Source organism: Escherichia sp. E4736 (assembly GCF_005781225.1).
Lineage (GTDB): Bacteria > Pseudomonadota > Gammaproteobacteria > Enterobacterales > Enterobacteriaceae > Escherichia.
On sequence record NZ_VATT01000001.1, the window covers coordinates 1 to 22,734 of the forward strand.

Annotated in this window: 16 protein-coding genes; 2 read left to right on the plus strand and 14 right to left on the minus strand. The window is 52.5% G+C overall.

From position 1 onward, the window contains the following. Positions 1–91: 91 nt before the first annotated feature. Positions 92–1,345 (minus strand): N-acetylmuramoyl-L-alanine amidase AmiC, encoded by a 1,254-nt coding sequence (gene amiC / locus FEK46_RS00005; RefSeq protein ID WP_044189882.1) that lies wholly within the window; start codon positions 1,343–1,345, stop codon positions 92–94. 231 nt (positions 1,346–1,576) lie between these two features. Here amiC and argA point away from each other — a divergent pair, with 231 nt between their 5' ends. After that, positions 1,577–2,908 carry an amino-acid N-acetyltransferase gene (gene argA, locus FEK46_RS00010; protein ID WP_130207716.1) on the plus strand — a complete coding sequence of 444 codons (1,332 nt, stop codon included), beginning with the start codon at positions 1,577–1,579 and terminating at the stop codon, positions 2,906–2,908. Positions 2,909–2,989: 81 nt separating this feature from the next. On the opposite strand, the gene recD is transcribed toward argA, so the two are convergent. The 13 genes from recD to FEK46_RS23890 form a co-directional block, all read right to left on the minus strand. Continuing rightward, on the minus strand, positions 2,990–4,816 hold the full coding sequence (gene recD, locus FEK46_RS00015; protein WP_131162008.1) for an exodeoxyribonuclease V subunit alpha: 1,827 nt from the start codon (positions 4,814–4,816) through the stop codon (positions 2,990–2,992). Beyond that, on the minus strand, positions 4,816–8,358 hold the full coding sequence (gene recB, locus FEK46_RS00020; protein ID WP_135559263.1) for an exodeoxyribonuclease V subunit beta: 3,543 nt from the start codon (positions 8,356–8,358) through the stop codon (positions 4,816–4,818). Before recB ends, recD begins: the two co-directional genes overlap by 1 nt. Further along, positions 8,351–11,239: a pitrilysin gene (gene ptrA, locus FEK46_RS00025; protein WP_135559262.1), complete on the minus strand. Its 2,889-nt coding sequence runs from the start codon at positions 11,237–11,239 to the stop codon at positions 8,351–8,353. The genes recB and ptrA overlap by 8 nt, the downstream gene beginning before the upstream one ends. Positions 11,240–11,414: 175 nt before the next feature. Beyond that, entirely contained in the window at positions 11,415–14,783 is a 3,369-nt protein-coding gene (gene recC / locus FEK46_RS00030; protein WP_135559261.1) for an exodeoxyribonuclease V subunit gamma, read from the minus strand. 12 nt (positions 14,784–14,795) lie between these two features. Then, on the minus strand, positions 14,796–15,119 hold the full coding sequence (locus FEK46_RS00035; RefSeq protein ID WP_130207726.1) for a prepilin-type N-terminal cleavage/methylation domain-containing protein: 324 nt from the start codon (positions 15,117–15,119) through the stop codon (positions 14,796–14,798). Then, entirely contained in the window at positions 15,104–15,511 is a 408-nt protein-coding gene (locus tag FEK46_RS00040; protein ID WP_130259369.1) for a DUF2509 family protein, read from the minus strand. The genes FEK46_RS00035 and FEK46_RS00040 overlap by 16 nt, the downstream gene beginning before the upstream one ends. Continuing rightward, positions 15,508–16,071: a prepilin peptidase-dependent protein gene (locus tag FEK46_RS00045; RefSeq protein ID WP_135407722.1), complete on the minus strand. Its 564-nt coding sequence runs from the start codon at positions 16,069–16,071 to the stop codon at positions 15,508–15,510. Before FEK46_RS00045 ends, FEK46_RS00040 begins: the two co-directional genes overlap by 4 nt. Beyond that, entirely contained in the window at positions 16,062–16,532 is a 471-nt protein-coding gene (locus tag FEK46_RS00050; RefSeq protein WP_130207732.1) for a prepilin peptidase-dependent protein, read from the minus strand. The genes FEK46_RS00045 and FEK46_RS00050 overlap by 10 nt, the downstream gene beginning before the upstream one ends. Before the next feature lie 184 nt (positions 16,533–16,716). After that, positions 16,717–17,511, minus strand: coding sequence for a thymidylate synthase (gene thyA / locus FEK46_RS00055; protein ID WP_000816232.1), 795 nt, complete (start codon positions 17,509–17,511; stop codon positions 16,717–16,719). A 6-nt stretch (positions 17,512–17,517) separates the two neighbouring features. Further along, the gene (lgt, locus tag FEK46_RS00060) at positions 17,518–18,393 is read right to left on the minus strand and encodes a prolipoprotein diacylglyceryl transferase (RefSeq protein ID WP_032239304.1); all 876 of its coding nucleotides are present in this window, start codon (positions 18,391–18,393) and stop codon (positions 17,518–17,520) included. 150 nt (positions 18,394–18,543) lie between these two features. Continuing rightward, positions 18,544–20,790: a phosphoenolpyruvate--protein phosphotransferase gene (ptsP, locus tag FEK46_RS00065; protein WP_130207734.1), complete on the minus strand. Its 2,247-nt coding sequence runs from the start codon at positions 20,788–20,790 to the stop codon at positions 18,544–18,546. Positions 20,791–20,802: 12 nt separating this feature from the next. Continuing rightward, a complete protein-coding gene (gene rppH / locus FEK46_RS00070; RefSeq protein ID WP_130207736.1) occupies positions 20,803–21,333 on the minus strand; it encodes an RNA pyrophosphohydrolase in 531 nt (176 codons plus the stop codon). Positions 21,334–21,685: 352 nt separating this feature from the next. Continuing rightward, a complete protein-coding gene (locus FEK46_RS23890; RefSeq protein ID WP_276319965.1) occupies positions 21,686–21,832 on the minus strand; it encodes a hypothetical protein in 147 nt (48 codons plus the stop codon). A gap of 185 nt (positions 21,833–22,017) precedes the next feature. Here FEK46_RS23890 and mutH point away from each other — a divergent pair, with 185 nt between their 5' ends. Then, positions 22,018–22,719 carry a DNA mismatch repair endonuclease MutH gene (gene mutH, locus FEK46_RS00080; protein WP_130207740.1) on the plus strand — a complete coding sequence of 234 codons (702 nt, stop codon included), beginning with the start codon at positions 22,018–22,020 and terminating at the stop codon, positions 22,717–22,719. Positions 22,720–22,734: the final 15 nt, after the last annotated feature.

The following is a 22,734-nucleotide window of genomic DNA, read 5'->3' on the forward strand; positions in this document are numbered from 1 at the left end:
TCCGGCCCCCGCAACCAATTATTGAACATCCTAACGGGTGTTTTTTTGTTTCTATTCTCCCATAAAAAAAGCGCCATTCAGCGCCTTTTTATCATCCTCTTCTCGCCAGCGTCGCCCCATCGGCAAAATACGCTTTAATTCCCGCAAGAATAGACTCCGCAACTTCCTGCTGGAAAGTCGCCGTTTTCAATTTGCGTTCTTCCTCAACGTTACTGATAAACGCCGTTTCGACCAGAATGGAAGGAATATCTGGCGCTTTCAGCACAGCAAACCCGGCCTGCTCAACCTGATTCTTATGCAGTTTGTTGATTTTCCCCAGCTTATTTAGCACGGCCTTACCAAACTTCAGGCTGTCGGCAATGGTCAACGACTGCACCATATCGAACATGGTGTGGTCGACATAGCGGTCGCCGCTTTTGCTCACACCACCAATCAAGTCCGAGGCGTTCTGGGTTTGTGCCAGATATTTTGCCGCAGTACTGGTTGCGCCTTTGGTAGAGAGCGCAAACACCGAGGAACCGCTCGGCTGGCGACTGGTAAAGGCGTCGGCATGAATAGAGACAAACAAATCAGCACGCTGTTTCTGTGCTTTTGCTACGCGCACTTGCAACGGAATGAAGATGTCTTCATTACGCGTCATGTAAACCTTCATATTGCCCTCTTTCTCGATCAGAGAGCGCAGACGGCGAGCTATTTGCAATACCACGTCTTTTTCGCGCGTTTTGTATTTCCCCACCGCGCCGGAGTCTTCGCCGCCGTGGCCAGGGTCGAGCATAATGACAATCGGACGATCGCGCCCGGCCTTGCCTGGCTGTGGGCCACTCTGCGCTGGCGGCACCTGCTTTTCGAGGTCGCCTTTGTTGTAATCTTCCAGCAGCGCCAGCAATGGGTCTTGCATGTCCTGAGCATTGGCCGGATAAAGGTCCATCACCAGACGTTCTTTAAACCCGGCGACCGGCGCGAGGGCAAACATCTGCGGTTTTACATTTTGCTTTAACTCAAAAACCATCCGCACGGTTTGCGGATCAAATTGGCCGACGCGTGCCGACTTGATGAACGGGTCGTCAGCGCGGATTTGCGCAGCCATCCCTTTGAGCACCGAGTTCAGGTTTACATCTTCGATATCCACCACCACGCGTTCAGGGTTACTCAACGCGAACTGCTTATATTTCAGCTGACGATTTGATTCTACCGTCACGCGGGTGTAGCTGGACGCAGGCCAGACGCGCACCGCCACGACCTGGCTGACCGCAGCCAGACTCACCTGGCTTACGCTCAATAGCCACATGGCGCCCGCGCCTTGCAGTAAACGACGACGGCTGATTGCAGTGTTGGATCCTGACATGCCTCTCCCGAGCAAAAGAAATCTAAGCTGTGTAACAAGTAAACGACCAATTTGACCGGAAACTTTAGCGAAAGACGCATAATCTGTCATCTATAAAACGGTAAACATTCTATTTATATTCACGGTATTACTGATAAAAAAGTCGCACTCGCATAAAATTTGCACTTGCGCACGGCGAAAAAACAGAATAAAAATACAATAATTTCGAATAATCATGCAAAGAGGTGTGCCGTGGTAAAGGAACGTAAAACCGAGCTGGTCGAGGGATTCCGCCATTCGGTTCCCTATATCAATACCCACCGGGGAAAAACGTTTGTCATCATGCTCGGCGGAGAAGCCATTGAGCATGAAAATTTCTCCAGTATTGTCAATGATATTGGGTTGTTGCACAGCCTCGGCATCCGTCTGGTGGTGGTTTATGGCGCACGTCCCCAGATCGACGCAAATCTTGCAGCGCATCACCACGAGCCGCTATATCACAAGAATACGCGCGTGACCGACGCCAAAACGCTGGAGCTGGTGAAGCAGGCTGCGGGTACGTTACAACTGGATATTACCGCTCGCCTGTCAATGAGCCTCAACAACACGCCGTTGCAAGGCGCGCATATCAACGTCGTCAGCGGCAATTTTATTATTGCCCAGCCGCTGGGCGTGGATGATGGTGTGGATTACTGCCATAGCGGGCGCATCCGGCGGATTGATGAAGAAGCGATTCATCGCCAACTGGACAGCGGTGCGATTGTGCTGATGGGGCCGGTGGCGGTTTCGGTCACTGGCGAGAGCTTTAACCTGACCTCGGAAGAGATTGCCACTCAACTGGCCATCAAACTGAAAGCTGAGAAGATGATTGGTTTTTGCTCTTCACAGGGTGTCACTAATGACGACGGTGATATTGTCTCCGAACTTTTCCCTAACGAAGCGCAAGCGCGGGTAGAAGTCCAGGAAGAGAAAGGCGATTACAACTCCGGTACGGTGCGCTTTTTGCGTGGCGCAGTGAAAGCCTGCCGCAGCGGCGTGCGTCGCTGTCATTTAATCAGTTATCAGGAAGATGGCGCGCTGTTGCAAGAGTTGTTCTCACGCGACGGTATCGGTACGCAGATTGTGATGGAAAGCGCCGAGCAGATTCGTCGCGCAACAATCAACGATATTGGCGGTATTCTGGAGTTGATTCGCCCGCTGGAGCAGCAAGGTATTCTGGTGCGTCGTTCTCGCGAGCAACTGGAGATGGAAATCGACAAATTCACTATTATTCAGCGCGATAACACGACTATTGCCTGCGCCGCGCTCTATCCATTCCCGGAAGAGAAGATAGGTGAAATGGCCTGTGTGGCAGTTCACCCGGATTACCGCAGTTCATCAAGGGGCGAAGTTTTGCTGGAACGCATTGCAGCCCAGGCGAAGCAGAGCGGCTTAAGCAAATTGTTTGTACTGACTACGCGCAGTATTCACTGGTTCCAGGAACGCGGATTTACCCCGGTGGATATTGATTTGCTGCCGGAGAGCAAAAAGCAGTTGTACAACTACCAGCGTAAATCAAAGGTGTTGATGGCGGATTTAGGGTAAGCGATGGAAATCGCCAGATGCGACATGCGTAACACTCGTAGGCATGATAAGACGCACATGCGTCGCATCAGGCAATCACATTTATCCCCGCGAACCAAACAACGCTGCCAGCCCGCTACGCCGCTCGGTGCGCGTAGCGATTGCCGCACTTAAAATGCGTTCATCGGCATACAATGACAAACGCCGACGCGCGCGGGTCACCGCGGTGTAAACCAGCTCTCGCGTTACTACCGGCGTGCGTTGGCTCGGTAAAATCAACGCCGCATGGTCGAACTCCGATCCCTGCGATTTATGTACTGTCATCGCCCACGTGGTTTCGTGCTCCGGCAGGCGACTCGGTTGCACCGACTTGATATTGCCATCCGGCATTGCAAACCAGACGCGCGTCCCCTGCCCGCGATCCAGAGCGACACCGATATCACCATTAAACAACCCAAGCGCACTGTCATTACGGGCAATCATCACCGGCCGGCCTTCGTACCAGCGCGAGTGCGGATGACGATGAATTTTGCGCTTCTGTTGCATAAACTGTTCAATTCGCTCATTCAGTCCTGCCACGCCAAACGGCCCTTCCCGCAGGGCGCACAAAAGCTGATACTCATTGAACGCCTGAATGATTAAATCCGGCTCGGCACGTGCCTGAAGCAGATCCAGGTAGCGTCCGTAACCCGCAAGAGCTTCCTCAAGCATCGCAATATAATCTTCGCCGCTCTGTAAAAGTCGTTTTTCGATATCAGTAAAATCCTGCTGAAAAACGGTTTTCACTGCCGTTTTATCGCCGCGATTAATAGCCGCCGCAAGCTGACCAATGCCAGAGTTGCTGCCGAAACGGTAACTCTTTTGCAGCAGGCAGAGACTATCGCGCAGTGATGCCGCTTCTGTGCCGCTTCCCGCCGGAACATGGCTTCCCGTCAGGCGGCTCAACTGCCCGGCACGCTCTGCGGTAAAGCCCGCATTGGCATAAGCACAGATATCGCCCAGCACAGCTCCAGCCTCAACGGAGGCCAGTTGATCGCGATCGCCGAGGAAGATCACTCGCGCATGATCGGGCAAGGCATCGATCAGCCGAGACATCATAGGCAGATCGATCATTGACGCTTCATCCACCACCAGCACATCAAGATGCAGCGGGTTACCCGCATGATGGCGTAAACGCTGGCTACCTGGCTGCGCGCCCAGGAGGCGGTGCAAGGTGCTGGCGTCTTCTGGTATGCGTTTCTTTTGTTCATCGGTCAGCGGTAACTGGCGCAGAGCCTTGCCGAGAGATTCTGTTAAGCGTGCGGCAGCTTTCCCCGTTGGCGCAGCCAGGCGGATACGACAGCGTTCACCGTCGGCCATCTGAATTAACGCAGCCAACAACTTCGCCACGGTCGTCGTTTTACCTGTGCCGGGGCCGCCGGAAATTACCGAAATGCGCCGCGTCAGTGCCACTGCTGCCGCCACTTTTTGCCAGTTAACTTCATCACCAGGCGGAAAGAGTTTATCCAGCGTTTGCGCCAGCAACGCTTCATCCACCTCGATGGCATGATTCACCTCATTGAAGAAGCGCGCCACCGTACGCTCGTTACACCACATGCGATTCAGATAAAGGCGATCGCCACAGAGGATCATCGGCGTTGGTTCATCTCCCCGGCTGACCGCTTGTGAAGCCAGCAAGCATTCTTCCCAATTTTGTAGCTCACCGATTTCACTGACACAGGTCGCCAACAGCGGATGCGACGCCTCGTTATTTTCCAGTCGTGAAAGCGGCAAACAGACGTGTCCCTCTCCGGCATCATGACTTAGCAGTGCCGCCGCGAGGGTGACGGCAGGATGTTCATCTCCCGCCACGGTCAGGGCAAATTGCACATCCAGCGGGCGTAGCTGTTTGTGCTCCACAGCTTCCAGTAATTGCTTTTGCAATTTCATTACGCCTCCTCCAGGGTCATACCGGCAAACATCTCATCCATCAGGTCAATCAACTCGGCGTTGGGTCGGGTCGCGTAGATCCCTTGTTGCGGATGTTCTTTATCAACGCCACGCAGGAACAGATAGATAACGCCGCCAAAGTGACGATCATAGTCGTAATCAGCAATGCGATGGCGCAGATAACGGTGCAGCGCCAGGGTATAAAGCTGATATTGCAGATCATAGCGGTGTGCCTGCATCGCCGCTGCCATAGCCTGTTGGGTGTAAGCCGAACTGTCTTCACCCAACCAGTTGGATTTATAGTCGAGCAGGTAATAACGCCCTTCGTGGCGAAACACCAGGTCAATAAAACCTTTTAACATGCCGCGCACCTGCATGAACTCCAGCGGCGGGCAGCCTGCGGATAGCGGGTCAAACTGGCGGATTAACGTATCAAGCTGACTGGCGATAAGCGGTTCACTAATCGGCAGATAAAACTCCATCTCCACCTGTTTATCGCGGTCGGAAAGCTGATTCAGGCTAACACCCGTTTCATTGAGTGGTGCCTGAAGAATAGCGGTGATCCACTCAGTTAACACAGGTTCCCAGTGCGCTTCAAAACCGCCAAGCTCCAGTTTTTCCCGCACCCAGTTCGGGTCAACCGGCTGGGTAAAATCCAGGTCTTCAAACAAACTGTGCAAGAACGTCCCCGGTGACGCACCGCGCGGAAACTGATGTGGTGTTAACGTCGGTTCTTCAACGACGCTGGCAACGCCTGCAGCATCGACATCCAGCCGAGGCATCAGATCCTGGGCGATACCGTGACCACGCTGTTGCAAACCAGAGTAGCTGGTGACGCGCCAGTTATCGCCGGGCAATCGTTGTAACGTCCTGGCATTCAGTTCTGCAGTTAAAGCATCATTAACCTGCCATGGCTGGTTATCACTGGTTTGTGCCGTTTGCCAGGCTATGTCATCATCGCACAATGCTTCAATACAGGCGCGAAGCCCTGCCGCATCTTGCGGTTCTCCTTTTTGCAGCAAGCGCCCGAGCGCACTTTGATGAACGTCGGTGTCACCTTTTTTATCGCCACGACGGCGCACCAGCGGCGCAACACCGAGACTGCAATGCCAGACCGAACGCGTGAGCGCCACGTAAAGCAAACGCAGATCTTCAGCCAGACGTTCGGCTTCAGCGAGATCTACGCTTTCTGGCGCAGCGTTAAGATCCAGAACTGCTTCAAACGAGCCTCGATCGTGATAGAACGCCTGATCCTGTACACGGAAATTGGTGATAAACGGCAGCCAGACCAGCGGATATTCCAGCCCTTTCGATTTGTGGATCGTGACGATCTGCACCAAATGTTTGTCGCTTTCGAGGCGCATTTGTTGGCTGGAGGCATTACTGTCTGGCTCAAGGATATGTTGCGATAACCAACGTACCAAAGCATGTTCACTTTCCAGCTGCGTTCCCGCTTCTTGTAGCAGTTCGCTGATATGCAAGATGTCAGTAAGACGCCGCTCGCCACCGGCCGTTGCCAGCAGGTTTTCTGCAATGTTGCGCGCCGACATCAGCGCTCGCAGCATTGGCATGACGCCGCGTTTGCGCCAGATTTGCCGATAACCATCGAATTCTTCAACCACCGCGTCCCACGCATTTTCGTCATTGTTCAGCGTTTCGATATCCAGCGCATTCAGCCCCATCATTGACGTTGCCAGCGCACTGCGCAGGGTATTCTCACGTTCGGGCGTCATCACCGCCTGCAACAACCAAAGCATTTCCTGCGCTTCCAGAGTTTCAAAAACACTGTCGCGGTTCGAAAGGTAAACGGAAGGGATTTCCAGCAACGTTAAGGCATCGCGCACCTGGGCGGCCTCCTGGCGGCTGCGCACCAGCACACTGATGTCCGAGGCTCGTACCGGACGTGCATCATCGCCGTTCATCAGCAACGCTTCCCCGCGCTGCCCGGCCTGTAACCAGTCGCGGATTTGCGCGGCACATACCTGCGCCATCGTACTTTGATAATCGCCAACGCCGCAGCTTTCGCCTTCCATCAACCACATTTTCATCGCTGGCTGCGTTTCACCTTTAAATACAAAACGCAGTGCCTGATTTTTCCCAGCAGATTTCACAGGAATAAACGGTATTTCGCGAAACATGAACGCGTCATCAGTCTGGCTGAAAAGCTTGTTTACGCTGTTCACCATTCCTGGTGAAGAACGCCAGTTGGTATCTAAGGTGTAGTGCGCGTGAACTTCGCTACGCGCTTTCATATAAGTGAAGATATCCGCACCACGGAACGCATATATGGCCTGTTTCGGATCACCAATCAGCAGCAATGCGGTTTCCGGCTGATGGTGCCAGATACGGCGAAAAATCCGGTACTGCTGCGGGTCCGTGTCCTGAAATTCGTCGATCATTGCCACCGGGAATCGCGTACGGATCGCTGTCGCCAGAGCCTCACCGCTTTCGCTACGCAGCGCGGAATCGAGCCGACTTAACATGTCGTCAAAACCCAGTTCGCCACGGCGACGTTTTTCACGCGCTACCGTTTCGCGGATCTCAGCCAACGCGCGGGTGATCACCAGGTCGCGGATCGACAATGGTTCTGCAAGCAGTTGATCGATCGCCTCAAACAGCGGATGTCGCGGGGTTTCTCCCCCGGCTTTCGTGCGATCTTCTAAGAAACGCTGAGAGAATTTTTCCAGCGACTCTGGCAACTGATAACTGTTTGTCTCTTCTTCTGCCCAGGCACTAATCTTGTCTATCCATTTAGCCTGATTGCTACGGTTAAACTTGCGTCGATCAATGCCAGAAGATTCGATCAGCGCATCCAGTTCACCCACTGCGTCGCGCCACTGCTGTTTTACCGTATCAATACGCGCCACAATTTGCGCGTGGCGGGAAGCCAGCGTTTCATCATCGGGCGGCGGTGCTTTGATAACCGGCGCTTCGCCTTGCAAATAACGATTAATATCGCGCAGTAACGCCTGCGGCCCTTTCCAGGTTTCAAACACTACCTGAGCAATTTCACGCGGTAACGGGTAGCAATGGCGACGCCAGAAATCGGCGCAGGCCTGGTAGCGCAGTAACGATTCATCTTCAATCAGTTGCTGCTCAAACAACATGCCGGATTCAAAGGCATTCAGGTTGAGCATACGCTGGCAAAAACCGTGAATGGTAAAGACTGCCGCTTCATCCATCTGCCGTTCGGCTAACAGCAACCACTGCGCGGCCTGTGCTTTATCGTCGATCTCTTCCAGAAGGCGTGCATAAAGAGGATTGTCGGTGGTTTCACGCAAACAGGCGATGCGCAACTCGTGGATATTGCTACGGATACGACCGCGCAATTCTGCAGTGGCAGCTTCGGTAAAGGTCACCACCAGCAGTTCTTCAACGGTAAGCGGGCGGGGAAAGGCGGCAGAACCGCCTAGTCCAAGTAACAGGCGCAAATAGAGCGCCGCAATCGTAAAGGTTTTGCCTGTGCCGGCAGAGGCTTCAATCAGGCGCTCGCCCTGTAAGGGCAAGCGCAAAGGATCTAGAGTCTCGGCGACATCACTCATTCTTTTCACTCATCAGGGGCATTGTTTGCTGCAACGCGCTGACGTTCTCCCACACTTTCCAGCCTTCAGGGTGTACATATTCTGCTTTCCCATTCTGGCTGCCGGAAATCTGCGACAGGATAGCCATGCCTTGCGGCTCGACTACCGCCTGATGGAAGAAATCGGCCAGTTTTTGCGGCGTCAGCAGTTTAATCTGGGCTACGATTTTATCACGCGAATCGAAGCGCATATTGCCGCGATCGAAATCTTTACTTAACTTCGATGCTTCTTCGCCGAGTGTTTGCGGTGCCTGCAGCATCTGGGTAATAACCGCCTGCTGGATTTGCGCAAACTCTTCTGGCTTCATCGCCCGCAATTTCGCTTCTGCTGTCGGGAAAAACGCCTTGTAACGCTCCCACAGGTACGATGGCTGTTTTTCGTTGCTTTGAAGCAGGAAGCCCATGCCCCACTGACGCCCTACGCTCATTGGGAACGCGAACACGGCATAGCCCAACTGTTCTTCGGTACGCAACTGATTGTAGAACCACGGCTGTACTATCTGCCCCAGCAGAGAACTATATGCTGAACTGGTGTATTCATCGTAGCCAGTCGGTACAAATACCGCTGCCAGCGCAGAGTCGGTGCTGTTACCGGCTTTTTCAAAGATGACGGATTGTTTTTTATCAACCAGTACATCTTTGTTACGACACCACTCTGAGCCATCAGCGCCCAACTGTTTTTGCACATCGCGCGCCAGCGTTGTTGCCTGGGCTTCAGTCATGTTGCCAATAACCATAAACTCTGGTCGAGCCCCTGATTTTAAGGCGTCGCGATAGGCCAGCACCTCTTTCAAGGTAATGGAAGGCAAAATTTTGCGCCTTTCATCACGCGAGAAGTAAGGCACCTGGGAGAGCATCTGCGCAGGCATAATCGCCTGCTCAAACGCTTTGCCCTTTTCTGCGGAATCCATCATCTGGATATACCAGGATTTTGCCTGCTCAAGCTGATCTTCCGTAGCGGTATAGCTAAAGTACCCCTCGAGCAATGCCTGGAACAGCTGCGGCAGACGCTGGGTGTAACCATTAGCATTAACCATAAGGCCGTTGTTAGCATTGGTGGAAAAACTAATGCCGCCAACCGACGCCTGGTTGCTTAACTGATCAAGCGCCAGCCCTGCGAGATAATCATTGAGCGCAAACATCACCTGATTGCGGGCGCTGTCCATGGCTTTCGGATTACGCAAAATCAGGCTGACATCGGCTTTTGGCTCGCTGGCAAAATAACGGCTCGGCGCATACACCACACGCAGGTTCGATTCATCCACGATCAACTCTGGATGGTCGTATTTCTTCTCTGACTTAATCAGCGAGAAATCGTCAGGAATATAGGGGTTAAGCTCCGGTAAGGAGAGCGCAATATTGGCGGTTTTTTGCTGCCAGTCAGCGAAAGTTTGTTCGCTGATTTTATCGACCTGATAAGGCGCATCGACAAAGTAAGCCGTTTTGTTATGCGGCTCTTTCGGGCTGATATACCAGATACGCGCATTCTGCGGCGTCATCATCGCCAGACGTTCTTTTACTGCTTTAGCATCATACCGATCGGCAATATTGACCGCGTCCAACGTATGCGCCACAGGAACACGAATCATGGTATCCGCCAGCCATTCGACGTAATCCATATCACGGGTGATCGACGGATAACGGAAGTCGATATCCAGCACATTCGCCAGTTCATCGAAGTATTGTTTATCAATGCCTTTTTCACGTAACAGATTGAGATAGCTAAAAATTGCCGCCACAACCTGATCGCGATTCGCCAGGCCTTTATCGGTTAAAGAGGCAGAGATCGCTAAAACGCCGCTGTTGCCGTTGACGATAGGATCGGAGTTAGCGCTAATGCCCTCAACTAATCCCTGTTTTTGCAGCCAGTCAGAAAGCGTTCCTGGGCTGCGATTGCCAATCAGATAGGTAATCAATTCATCGGTTTTACTACGGAATTTCGCCGAGTTGTTATCAATACGAAACTCGACGCGCAGCACTTTACGCGGCAACGCCGGAACATAATGAATGATAATGCCCTTTTGCGCGTCGGTGACTACCGGTACGGTGATTTCCGGTTTTTTGCTCTCTTTGTCCGGCACGCGACCGAAGGTGTCTGCCGCCATCTTCGCCAGTTCTGGTAGCGGTTTATTGCTGTAAATAACCGCTTTCATCAGATTGGCAGAATAATATTTCTCATGGAAATCTTTCAGCGCCTGCTGCACCGGGTTACCAGGTTTGTCGCTTAAGGTTTCCAGGTTACCGCCAGAAAACTTTGAACCTGGGTGCGCCGGGTTGATCGTTTCTGCGCTGACCTGCGCCATGCGCATCCCATCACGTGTGCGTGCCATAGTCAGTTCGGCGTTCACCGCATTACGCTCACGTTCGGCATATTTCTTGTCGAGCAAGGGTTCAGCGATAGCATCGGCCAGGCGGTCTACCGCACCAGGCAAGGCGTCGTTCTCAACTTCCAGATAGAAAGCCGTGCGATACGGCGCAGTGCTGGCATTGTGACTGCCGCCGTGCATTTTGAGGTATTCAGCCAGACTGTCAGCCTGCGGGTACTTTTTCGATCCCATCAGACTCATATGTTCAAGGTAATGAGCCAGCCCCTGATAAGCCTCAGGATCTTCCAGCGACCCAACGGGCACCACCAGCGCCGAAAGCGATTTAACCGCCTGCGGATCTGAAACCAGCAATACCACCATACCGTTATCCAGACGCACAGCCTGATACTGGCGGTTATCTTTATCACTTTTACGGATGGTTTCCTGAATCGGCTGCCATCCCGTTTCTGCCTGACTTAAGGGTGCCCAAAGGGCAACAAACAACAATAATGCTTTGAACCAGGTGCTGCGGGGCATTCACGGACCTCATTATCAACTTTATTTTCCACCCAGATTCAACACGTTAATGAAAATCATCTGGCAGGACTTAATCTTGTGCTGCACGAGTCAGCCTATGTCTATATAACCATCAGTCCGTGACTGATGCGCATCATAAAGTAAGCAAATGAATTGCGCAATTTTTATACAACACTCATGACTGATTAAAGCGAAACAGCGGTAACAGGAAACGTTGCGACTGTTCAATGATGGCTTCCATTGTCTCTGGCGTTAATTGCCGCCATAGCCGTTGATACCAGATATCATCACCTTCGCCACGCACCATCATGTTGCCTTCGTAAGCCTGAAGGAATTTCGAACGAGCTTTTTGCAACGTGGATTCGTCGTCCAGCATGGCATCGTTTTCTGCGTCATAACAGGTTTTTAGCCATGCACCGCCGCTTTCAGGTAATACCAGCAATGGCGCGGACATACCTTCACGATACCCTTCAATCAGCTTTGAGAGGTAATGCAAAGCCTGTTCGGCAGCAAGCGGCGGAAAACGCCACTCGCCATCTTTACGCAGAAAAAGGCGACTTTCACCATTACCACCGCTGGCACAGTAGACAAGGTGTTCCAGCCAAAGTTGCATTCCCTGCGCCACACTTAATAAAGAGGGACGCCAGCGCAACAGGCCATCCGACTGGACCTGCGGCAACCAGCCCGTTATTTGCACGCCGTTACAGGCGAGATCGATTTCCATGCTCTGGCCCGGCTGACGGCAGGCAATGACTCTGTCTGCAAGCTGCTGCATCTCCTGGCACTGTGTTTCCCAGAAAATTTCACCAAAGGCACCATACGGCAAATCACCTGCCGCCCGGAATCGGCGGAACAAGCGTTCGGCATCATCCTGCTCAACCAGTGCATTTAATAACTGCTGGTTGATTTGATAACGACTAAGCCCTTCAAGAATAAAAGGTTCGGTATCGGGAATTTCGCTGTCTTCGGTACGGAAGTTCACTTGCAAACGCATCTGGAAAAACGCCCGCACCGGATGCGCCCAGAATCGTTGTAGCGTTTCCAACGGCACGGTTTCCGGCAAGGTAAACGGTAGCGGCTGAACAAATTCAGAATGTGCCTTACCTGCCTGGCTGGCCGCGGGTAGCCACTCGCGCGCATAGCTTTGTAAGTTACCGGGCTGGTAGTTTTGCGGGTCAAACGGCATCCGAGTATGGTGGCAAGTAAGATGCGCTTTTACCCTTGCCTCGCTTTCATCACAGTTAAGCGCTTCATCGCCCGGTAGATAATGGCTTTGCCCGATGTAGTCGATCAGTTCCTGCACCAGAACTGACGGGAATCGTTCACTGTTATCCTGAATAGAGCGGCCGATATAGCTGATATAGAGTTTTTGCTGCGCGGATATTAACGCTTCCAGGAACAGATAGCGGTCATCATCGCGACGGCTACGGTCACCGCGCTTCGGTTTCTGACTCATCAGGTCAAAGCCTAATGGTGCAAGCTGGCGCGGGTAAACGCCGTCGTTCATTCCCAGCAGGCAAACCACTTTGAACGGAATTGAACGCATCGGCATCAGAGTACAAATGTTAACTGGCCCCGCGAGAAAACGCTGGCTGATACGTTCATGATCCAGGCGTTGTGCCAGTTCATCACGCAACAACGATAGCGGCACTGCGTCGCCATACTGCGCACCTAAACCTTCAGCGATAATCGCCTGCCATTGTTGCTCAATAAGCGTCATCGCCGCTTCGGTTTCCGCATCCGGCAGGAAGAAGTCATTGAGCATATCGCGGCAAACCGGCAGCCACTCCTCAAGCGGGCGCTCCTGCGCCAGCCCGCGACGCCAGATGTTTAGCTGCATTAGCAGTGACGCCAGGTGTCCTACCAGCTCTGCAATCAGGCCGCTCGATTCATCGTAAGGTAGAACCGATTGCCATTCCCCCTGAGCACTTTCCATCGCGTAGCCCAGCAACATGCGCGTCAGGCCAAATCGCCAGGTGTGTTGTCCGGTGGCGGGGAGTTCCAGCTCACGAACGTTATCGTCATCTATGCCCCAACGAATGCCGGATTCGTTGACCCACTGGCGCAAGTAACGCAGCCCTTCTTCGGTAATGTCAAACCGCGCCGCCAGCACCGGCACATCCAGTAATGCCAGCACATCCTCCGACACAAAGCGGCTGTCCGGCAACGATAACAGGCTGATAAACGCTTCCAGTACCGGATGCGACTGCCGCGCCCGACGGTCGGAAATGGCATATGGCAGATACCGATCCGCTGGCGCACTGCCAAACACGGCCTGAATAAACGGACTGTAGCTGTCGATGTCGGCCACCATCACGATGATATCTCGCGGAGTAAGTGTCGGATCTTCCTCCAGCATCGCCAGTAAGCGATCGTGCAAAACTTCAACTTCACGCTGCGGGCTATGGCAAACGTGGAAGGTGATACTGCTATCCTGCGGGTCAAGCGGGCGTTTGTTATCGCTACGGGAAAACTCTTCGATGTTCACACCAGCAACGGCGTGGTTTTCCAGTTCCAGAATGTCGGACTGTATGTTATGCAGCAGGTTATCTGGCGTAACATCGACAAAAGCGTCCAGCTCCTGGCTGCTCTCCAGGTCAGAAAGGAGATAGATGTAGTCGCGCCCCAACTTACCCCAGGAGGCCAGTAGCGGGTTGCCGACATCCTGTTCACCGTCGCTGTTAAAGAGCTGTCCTGCATTTTCGCTATCGCGAAATAGCGGCAATTCGCGATCTTCAAAACTGTGTCGACGCTGGCGGGTCAGCAGTTTCGCCAGATAAGCAGGATCTTTAATATCGCCCCAGTAATAACGGCAAGGGTTGGTAAACAGGAGATGGATTTCAATATGTTTACCCAGCGCCTGTAGCGCCTGGAGATAAACAGGCGGTAACGCGGAAATACCGCATATAAAGACGCGCGAAGGTAAGCCGGGTGGGCAGGTCGTCGCAGACTCCAGTGTTTCGATAAAGCGTTGATAGAGATTGGCACGGTGCCAGCGCGGTTGCCCGAGTTCATGGGTATATTCCACCAGCACCTTCCACAACGGCGCTTGCCAGGCCTGCGCTTCTCCCAGCCCTTCAACCAGATGCCCGGCTTCCCACTGCGCCAGCCAGTCCGGGCGATAGACCAGATATTGGTCAAACAGGTCCGCCGCTTTTGAGGAAAGCTGGAACAGTTTTCGCTTGTCGCTATCGTCAGTCAGGTAATGACGCAATAGTGTAAAATCTTCGCGATCCAGCAGTTGCGGCAGCAGAGTCATCAGTTTCCAGCTCATACTCCGCTTGTTAAAGGCGCTCTCTTTGGGGATCTCTGGTAATACCCGGACAAACATATCCCAGATAAAGCTCGCAGGCAGCGGAAAATCAATGTTTGCCGCAATGCCGAATTTCTGCGACAGGGTCATTTGCAGCCACTGCGCCATACCGGTACTTTGCACCAGAATCATTTCTGGCTCGAAAGGATCGTCCAGCCGTTCGCGTTCGACAATAAACTCCATCAACGCTTCCAGTACGTCCAGACGATTGGAATGGTAGACCCTTAACATAGCGGCTCCTGACTACTGACGATTCGGGCAATGCAGGCGGGTCATCTCGCCTTCTCTGCCCCCGGGTGAAAATAGCGTAACGCTGATGCTGACACATCCCGCCTGCGATGTCTGCATTCGGTTGACCTGCCAGTTTGCAGGTGGCGAAATCGCGCGCAGTTGTGCTTGCTGCCAGGCGTGCCGCCAGAGCTGCTGGTACTGGTTTCTGCTGGCAAGACTGGTGCTTAATGTTCGCTGGTAACCAGATAACGCAGTGACAATCATCACCATCAGTACCATCGCCAACATCACCTCCGGCAGGCTAAAACCTTGCTGATTCTTCAGGGAAGCTGACATAACGCCTCCTCTTTCAGCGGACAAAAATCACTCCAGCCATGTGGCGAAAATACGATATTCCCATCGATGGCTTCCCCCATTCGCCATAATGAAACGTCTTCATAACCGGCTATTAGCAAGGCTTTATTATCCGCAAGTCTTCGCAGGCAAGCTCGAGCACCCGTTGCGGCATATTGCGAACACTGAACAGCTTGCTGTACCTGCCAGGCATGCATTTTCCCCCACTCAAGCGCCGACTGCACAATGGCCTGACGGCGTAATGACTGGCTTTCCATAGTCACGCGAGAGGCAAAACTACGATCCTGCTGGCTCATTCCTTGTAGCAGCAAGCTGCCCAAAACCAGCAGCATCAGGACCAGTGCCAGCGATGAAACACCCTTTTCGCGGTTCACAGGTTGAATCCTGTCACGCTATAGCTGGCTAGTACCACGGTTTGTGGATCAGCCTTGCTGGCAGCGTGCATATTAACCGTCAGCACCGGCGGGAAACCGCTGTTATCCTGTCGGGTAACCTGAAAAGTGTCGATAACGACGGCATCTGGATTGGTCAATTTATCCCAGCCCTTACCTTCACAGGATGTCGTGCCGCGTAGCGTTTCCAGGACATTGTCTTTTAGCCGAAATCCAATCTGGTCGGATTCTTTTCCCGGCTCATGCTCCCAGATACCGTTACTGTTCGCATCCCACTGCACAATGATACAGTCACCCTGCCCAACAATTTTCAGACCTTCACCGGGACAGGTTCCATGACAATAACCTGCTCTCTGGAGATGTTTCGCGACTGTAAATACCCGCAGCCAGATTTCATCTTCCAGCGCCAGCTTGCGAGTAGCAATCAAACTTTCACGCTGTAATGCGGGCAGAAATCGCGCAGCTCCCAGCAGCAGTACGCTGCTGATTGCCATAGCAATCAGCACTTCCAGCAGAGAAAAACCTTGCTCTTTTATAAGCATCCTTCTGTTTCTCCTTGCTGACAAAGCCGGAGCCTTCCCCATGGCGAAACGACCAACCACCACTCGCCCGCTGAATTTTTGAAGCGAATATGTCCGGCCCATGCAGTATTGCGTAGGCCAAAGAAAGTGAGCGAAGGTGTCAGGTCGCTCATTTCGACTTCGGGCCAGCGAGGCACAAAGACCAGCGGTGAACTGCCATGACAGGTATTCGCCCCAGCGGCGGCACTCGCAAGACACCATGACGTTCCCTCCCTGATGACACTGATACTGTGGTCGCGGTTATGCCAATTGGCATCCTCACGTAAATAGAGCAAATAGTCTCGCGCCTGGCTGGCGGTTTGCCATAACCGTTGCGACTGCTGCCAGTACTGCCAGCCATAGAGTCCACTTGCACTTAGCATGACCAAAATCAGCATCGCGACCAGTGTTTCAATCAGCGTATAACCACGTTGTTTTTTCATGCCGGCAGTATGCGGCGCGGAGAAAAAAAGACGAGTGCCAGTTTCTATTTCTTCGGCCCGTCTTCCGGACTATTTACCCTGTTGCAGGGCGTTGCAAAATTTCGGGAAGGCGTCTCGAAGAATTTAACGGAGGATAAAAAAAACCGACGCACACTGGCGTCGGCTCTGGCAGGATGTTTCGTAATTAGATAGCCACCGGCGCTTTAATGCCCGGATGCGGATCGTAGCCTTCAATCTCAAAGTCTTCGAAACGGTAGTCGAAGATGGATTCGGGTTTACGTTTAATAATCAGCTTCGGCAGCGGACGCGGTTCGCGGCTTAATTGCAGATGGGTTTGATCCATATGGTTGCTGTACAGGTGCGTGTCGCCACCGGTCCAGACAAAATCACCCACTTCAAGATCGCACTGCTGCGCCATCATATGCACCAGTAACGCATAGCTGGCAATGTTAAACGGCAGCCCCAGGAAGACGTCACAGGAGCGTTGATAAAGCTGGCAAGAGAGTTTGCCGTCTGCGACATAGAACTGGAAGAACGCATGGCATGGAGCCAGTGCCATTTTATCCAGTTCCCCCACGTTCCACGCCGAAACAATAATGCGGCGGGAATCCGGGTCGTTTTTCAACTGGTTCAGCACTGTGGTTATCTGGTCAATATGACGTCCATCCGGCGTTGGCCAGGCGCGCCACTGTTTGCCATATACCGGGCCGAGGTCACCGTTTTCATCAGCCCATTCGTCCCAGATGGTGACATTGTTTTCGTGCAGATAAGCAATGTTGGTGTCGCCCTGCAGGAACCACAATAGTTCGTGGATGATGGAACGCAGGTGGCAACGTTTGGTTGTCACCAGCGGGAATCCATCCTGCAGGTTAAAACGCATCTGATGACCAAAAATGGAAAGCGTTCCGGTTCCGGTACGGTCGTTTTTCTGTGTGCCTTCGTCGAGCACTTTTTGCATCAGTTCTAAATACTGTTTCATGGTTCCTCAGGAAACGTGTTGCTGTGGGCTGCGACGATATGCCCAGACCATCATGATCACACCCGCGACGATCATCGGGATGGAAAGAATTTGCCCCATGCTGATGTACTGCACCCAGGCACCGGTAAACTGCGCGTCGGGCTGGCGGAAAAACTCAACAATGATGCGAAACGCGCCGTAGCCAATCAGGAACAAGCCAGACACGGCCCCCATCGGGCGCGGTTTACGAATATACAAGTTGAGGATAATAAACAGCACCACACCTTCCAGCAGCAGTTCGTACAACTGTGACGGGTGGCGAGGCAGCACGCCGTAAGTATCAAAAATGGACTGCCACTGCGGATTGTTTTGCAGCAACAGAATATCTTCGGTACGGGAACCCGGGAACAGCATGGCAAACGGGAAGTTCGGGTCAACGCGGCCCCACAATTCACCGTTAATAAAGTTGCCCAGACGCCCGGCGCCAAGACCAAACGGAATAAGCGGTGCGATAAAATCAGAGACCTGGAAGAAGGAACGTTTGGTGCGGCGGGCGAAGATAATCATCACCACAATCACGCCAATCAGGCCGCCGTGGAAGGACATGCCGCCGTCCCAGACACGGAACAGATACAGCGGATCGGCCATAAACTGCGGGAAATTGTAGAACAGAACATACCCAATACGTCCGCCAAGGAAAACGCCAAGGAAACCCGCATAGAGTAAGTTTTCAACTTCATTTTTGGTCCAGCCGCTCCCCGGACGGTTCGCCCGACGTGTTGCCAGCCACATCGCAAAAATGAAACCTACCAAATACATCAGGCCGTACCAGTGAAGCGCAACGGGTCCTATTGAGAAAATGACCGGATCGAATTCCGGAAAATGCAGATAGCTACTGGTCATCTGTCACCACAAGTTCTTGTTATTTCGCTGAAAGAGAACAGCGATTGAAATGCGCGCCGCAGGTTCCAGGCGCTCCAAAGGTGCGAATAATAGCACAAGGGGACCAGGCTGGTTGCCGGATACCGTTAAAAGATATGTATACGATCCGCGCTATAGCCCCCCGCGAATCAGCCCGCCCATGCCGCGACGCTCCATAAATGCCGCAACCTGATGACGAACTTCAGTCGCCAGTTGTGCTTCCAGGCTGCGCTGCGCAAGGTTTTCCGCTTCGGCAAAATCAATGCGCCGCAGCAAATATTTTACGCGCGCGACAGAACGCCCGTTCATAGACAGATGGCGATACCCAAGCCCAATGAGGATTGCTACGCACATAGGATCTCCCGCCATTTCGCCACACAAACGGAGATCTATCCCTTGCGTTTCCGCTTCCCGGGCGATCATTGCCAGCGCACGTAACATCGCAGGATGCAGGCTGTCATAAATGTTCGCAACTCGCGTGTTGTTACGATCAACAGCCAGAATGTATTGAGTCAGATCGTTGGTGCCAACAGAGATAAAATCGACCCGGTTTACCAGGTGAGGCAACATAAACACCATCGATGGCACTTCCAGCATGATACCGATGCGCGGTTTCGGGATCGCATAGCCGATCATCTCCTCGACTTCACGTCCGGCACGTTCAATCAGGCGGCGTGCTTCGTCAACTTCATCGAGGCTTGTGACCATCGGCAATAAGATGTTCAGGTTGCCCGTTGCTGCATTAGCACGCAGCATCGCCCGCACCTGGATCAAAAAGATCTCCGGCTGATCGAGCGTAATGCGGATCCCACGCCAACCCAGACATGGATTCTCTTCGCTGATAGGCATGTAAGGAAGTTGCTTATCAGCACCAACATCCAGCGTGCGCAGCGTGACAGGCTTATCATTGAACATTTGCAACATGCCCTGATATTGCGCCACCTGCTCTTCTTCCGACGGGAAACCGCTTTGCAACATGAAAGGAATTTCAGTGCGATAAAGGCCGATACCATCAATGCGACTGCCCAGTTTTTCTTCATGTTCCGGGCTTAAACCCGCATTAAGCATGACTTTAATGCGCTCACCGCTTTTTAACTGTGCGGGTAAATTGACGTCATCTTCCGCCAGCCGGCTTAGCTCATTTTCTTCGCTAATTAGCCGTTGGTATTCTTGTAGCAACACCGGTTCCGGGTCGACCAGTAATTCCCCGCGATAACCATCAACAATCAGCGTCCGATGATGCAGCACTGAAGGTTGAATGTCCGCCCCCATCACGGTAGGAATACCCAGCGCGCGCACCATAATCGCCGCATGGGAGTTGGCCGCACCATCGCGTACGACGACGCCGACTAAGCGATCCTGGGGCAACTCCGCAAGGGTCGTCGCCGACAATTCATCTGCCACCAGAATGAAACGTTCCGGCCAGGCGTTCGGCCCCTGATTTGCATCATCAAGGTGAAACAGCAACCGCTGGCCCAGCGCGCGTAAATCGCCAGCGCGCTCTTTGAGATAGTTATCACTTAGCGCGGCAAACTGTTCAGCAAATTTTTCAATGACCGTTTTCACAGCCCACTCTGCGACCGAGCCTTTATCCACCTCGGCAAACAGTTCGCGGCGCAGACGGGTGTCGGAAAGCAGGTGCGAGTAAAGATCGAAAATGGCCGCAGTTTCTTTCTGCGCCCCGGCAGCAAAGCGTTTGCTGTAACGACGAAATTCGTTAGCTGCCTCTTCCAGCGCTCCGGTCAGGCGCTCACGTTCCAGCGCTGGATCCAGCGTTGATGCCTGATACACCTGTTCCATTAAGGGTAAAGTGGCATCCTGCCAACCTTCGGCAATCGCCACGCCGGGTGCAGCCGGTAATGCGCGGATTCGCGTCTGGCGATATTGTCCGAATAAGGCAGTCAACTGCGACTGGGAAAGAATGGCCGCCATCTGGGTGGCGAGCGTCACCAGAAAGGATTCTTCGCTTTCATCGTACTGGCGTAGCTCTCGTTGCTGCACCACCAGCACGCCAAGCAATTGGCGACGCTGAATAATCGGAACGCCTAAGAAAGCACGGAAACGCTCTTCTTTAACGGAGGGGACATATTTGAAGCTGGGGTGTTTTTGCGCATCCGCAAGGTTTATCGGTTCCGCCAGCCTGCCAACCAGGCCGACGATCCCTTCATCAAACGCGAGCGTTACGGTGCGACCTCGCGGTTTTTTCAGCCCCCGAGTCGCCATCAGGTAGTAACAACGTCGGTCGTGATCGGCCAGGTAGACCGAACAGACTTCGGTATCCATCGCAAGACAGATGTCGGTAACCAGAATATTCAACGCCTCGTTAAGGCGGGGAGCACTGGCTACCTTTTCGACTATTTCGCGCAGGCGAGTGAGCATAATTGGCGTGACTTAACCTCTTTTACGTCGATAAGTAGATGCGTTTTGTGGTTTAGGCGTATTGTCCTGTAGCGCCATCACAACACTCGCAAACTCTTTCATTACCCTGCGGTAGACATCACGTTTAAATGACACCACCTGTCTGACCGGATACCAGTAACTTACCCAACGCCAGCCGTCAAACTCTGGTGTACTGCTGGTTTGCATATTGATTTCCGCATCGCCGCTCACCAGCTGCAAGAGAAACCATTTTTGTTTTTGGCCGATACACACCGGCTTCGTGTCCCAACGCACCAAACGTTTTGGTAATTTGTAGCGCAACCAGTTACGCGTTGAAGCAAGGATTCGAACGTCTTTGCGGCTTAATCCTACTTCTTCAAACAATTCACGGTACATCGCCTGTTCTGCGGATTCTCCGGGGTTAATTCCGCCTTGCGGAAATTGCCAGGAGTGCTGACCAAATCGACGGGCCCACATTACTTGCCCCTGACGATTACAAATCACGATACCTACGTTTGGGCGGTAGCCATCGTCATCAATCACCGGACTACCTCAAAATAAAACTTTATATGCGAATGATTGTTTCATACTCCTGGAAGGCGGTAAACCACTCTCTGCAAGGCATTACACACTAATAACAATTGAATAACTCACAGTTAAGTGCAGAGTTATAAACAGCAGAGGGGGAACATCACCGTTTTTATTCACCTTTTCTGTGGATAGAGTTGTGAAGAAGTACGGAATTACTGCGGGAAAACCCAGAGCATTCTGAACAACCCTGATTCAGGCATTACAAAATAATAGTTACTAATCAATGAACTAGGTGCTTAAATCGCTACCAAACAGGTAAAATCGTGACCTGTATCACACTCACTGTATACGAGGTGGTGAAAGATCAACCAATGTCGTATTTATCCACAGAATGTGCCAATAAGTTAAGCACCGCATCACTAAAAATTGGAGTTTCGTCGCACGTCAAGGCTGTAAATGGAAACAGTAGTGAGGGTTTTTCACAGTTATCCCAGCTTTCTGTGGATAACATGGTGTAAGATCCTGTTTATTTTCAGTGACCAGATTTGGAAAACCTCCACATACGTTGCGCAACGTGGTTATCTGAAACCTAAAAAGCAATATAAATCATGCAATTGAATAACACGCGTGGAAAAAGTTACACTTGGTATATCCGGTATAAAATTACTGCTCAATTTTTAATCAAGGTATAACACCATGCTCCAGCCTCGCCCATTGCTCTCTCCACCAGAAACTGAAGCGCAGTTATTTGCGCAAGCACAGCAACTTTCCGGTTACACATTGGGTGAGCTGGCGGCACTTGCCGGGCTGGTTGCACCGGAGAATTTAAAGCGCGATAAAGGCTGGATAGGCGTGTTGCTGGAAATTTGGCTTGGCGCCAGCGCGGGCAGTAAACCTGAACAAGATTTTGCGGCCCTGGGCGTAGAGCTAAAAACGATTCCTGTGGATAGCCTTGGCCGTCCTCTGGAAACCACTTTCGTTTGCGTGGCGCCTTTAACCGGCAATAGCGGCGTCACCTGGGAAACCAGCCATGTACGTCACAAGTTAAAACGCGTGCTGTGGATACCTGTAGAAGGCGAGCGCAGTATTCCTCTGGCGCAGCGGCGCGTAGGGTCACCATTACTGTGGAGTCCAAATGACGAAGAGGAACGGCAGTTACGCGAAGACTGGGAAGAATTGATGGATATGATTGTTCTTGGTCAGGTTGAAAGAATTACCGCTCGTCACGGGGAATATTTACAGATAAGACCTAAAGCGGCGAATGCGAAAGCGCTCACCGAAGCCATTGGCGCCCAGGGTGAACCGATTCTGACACTGCCACGCGGCTTTTATTTAAAGAAGAATTTCACCAGTGCGCTATTGGCTCGTCATTTTTTGATCCAGCACCCATCGCTTTGACCTGCCGCATTCCGG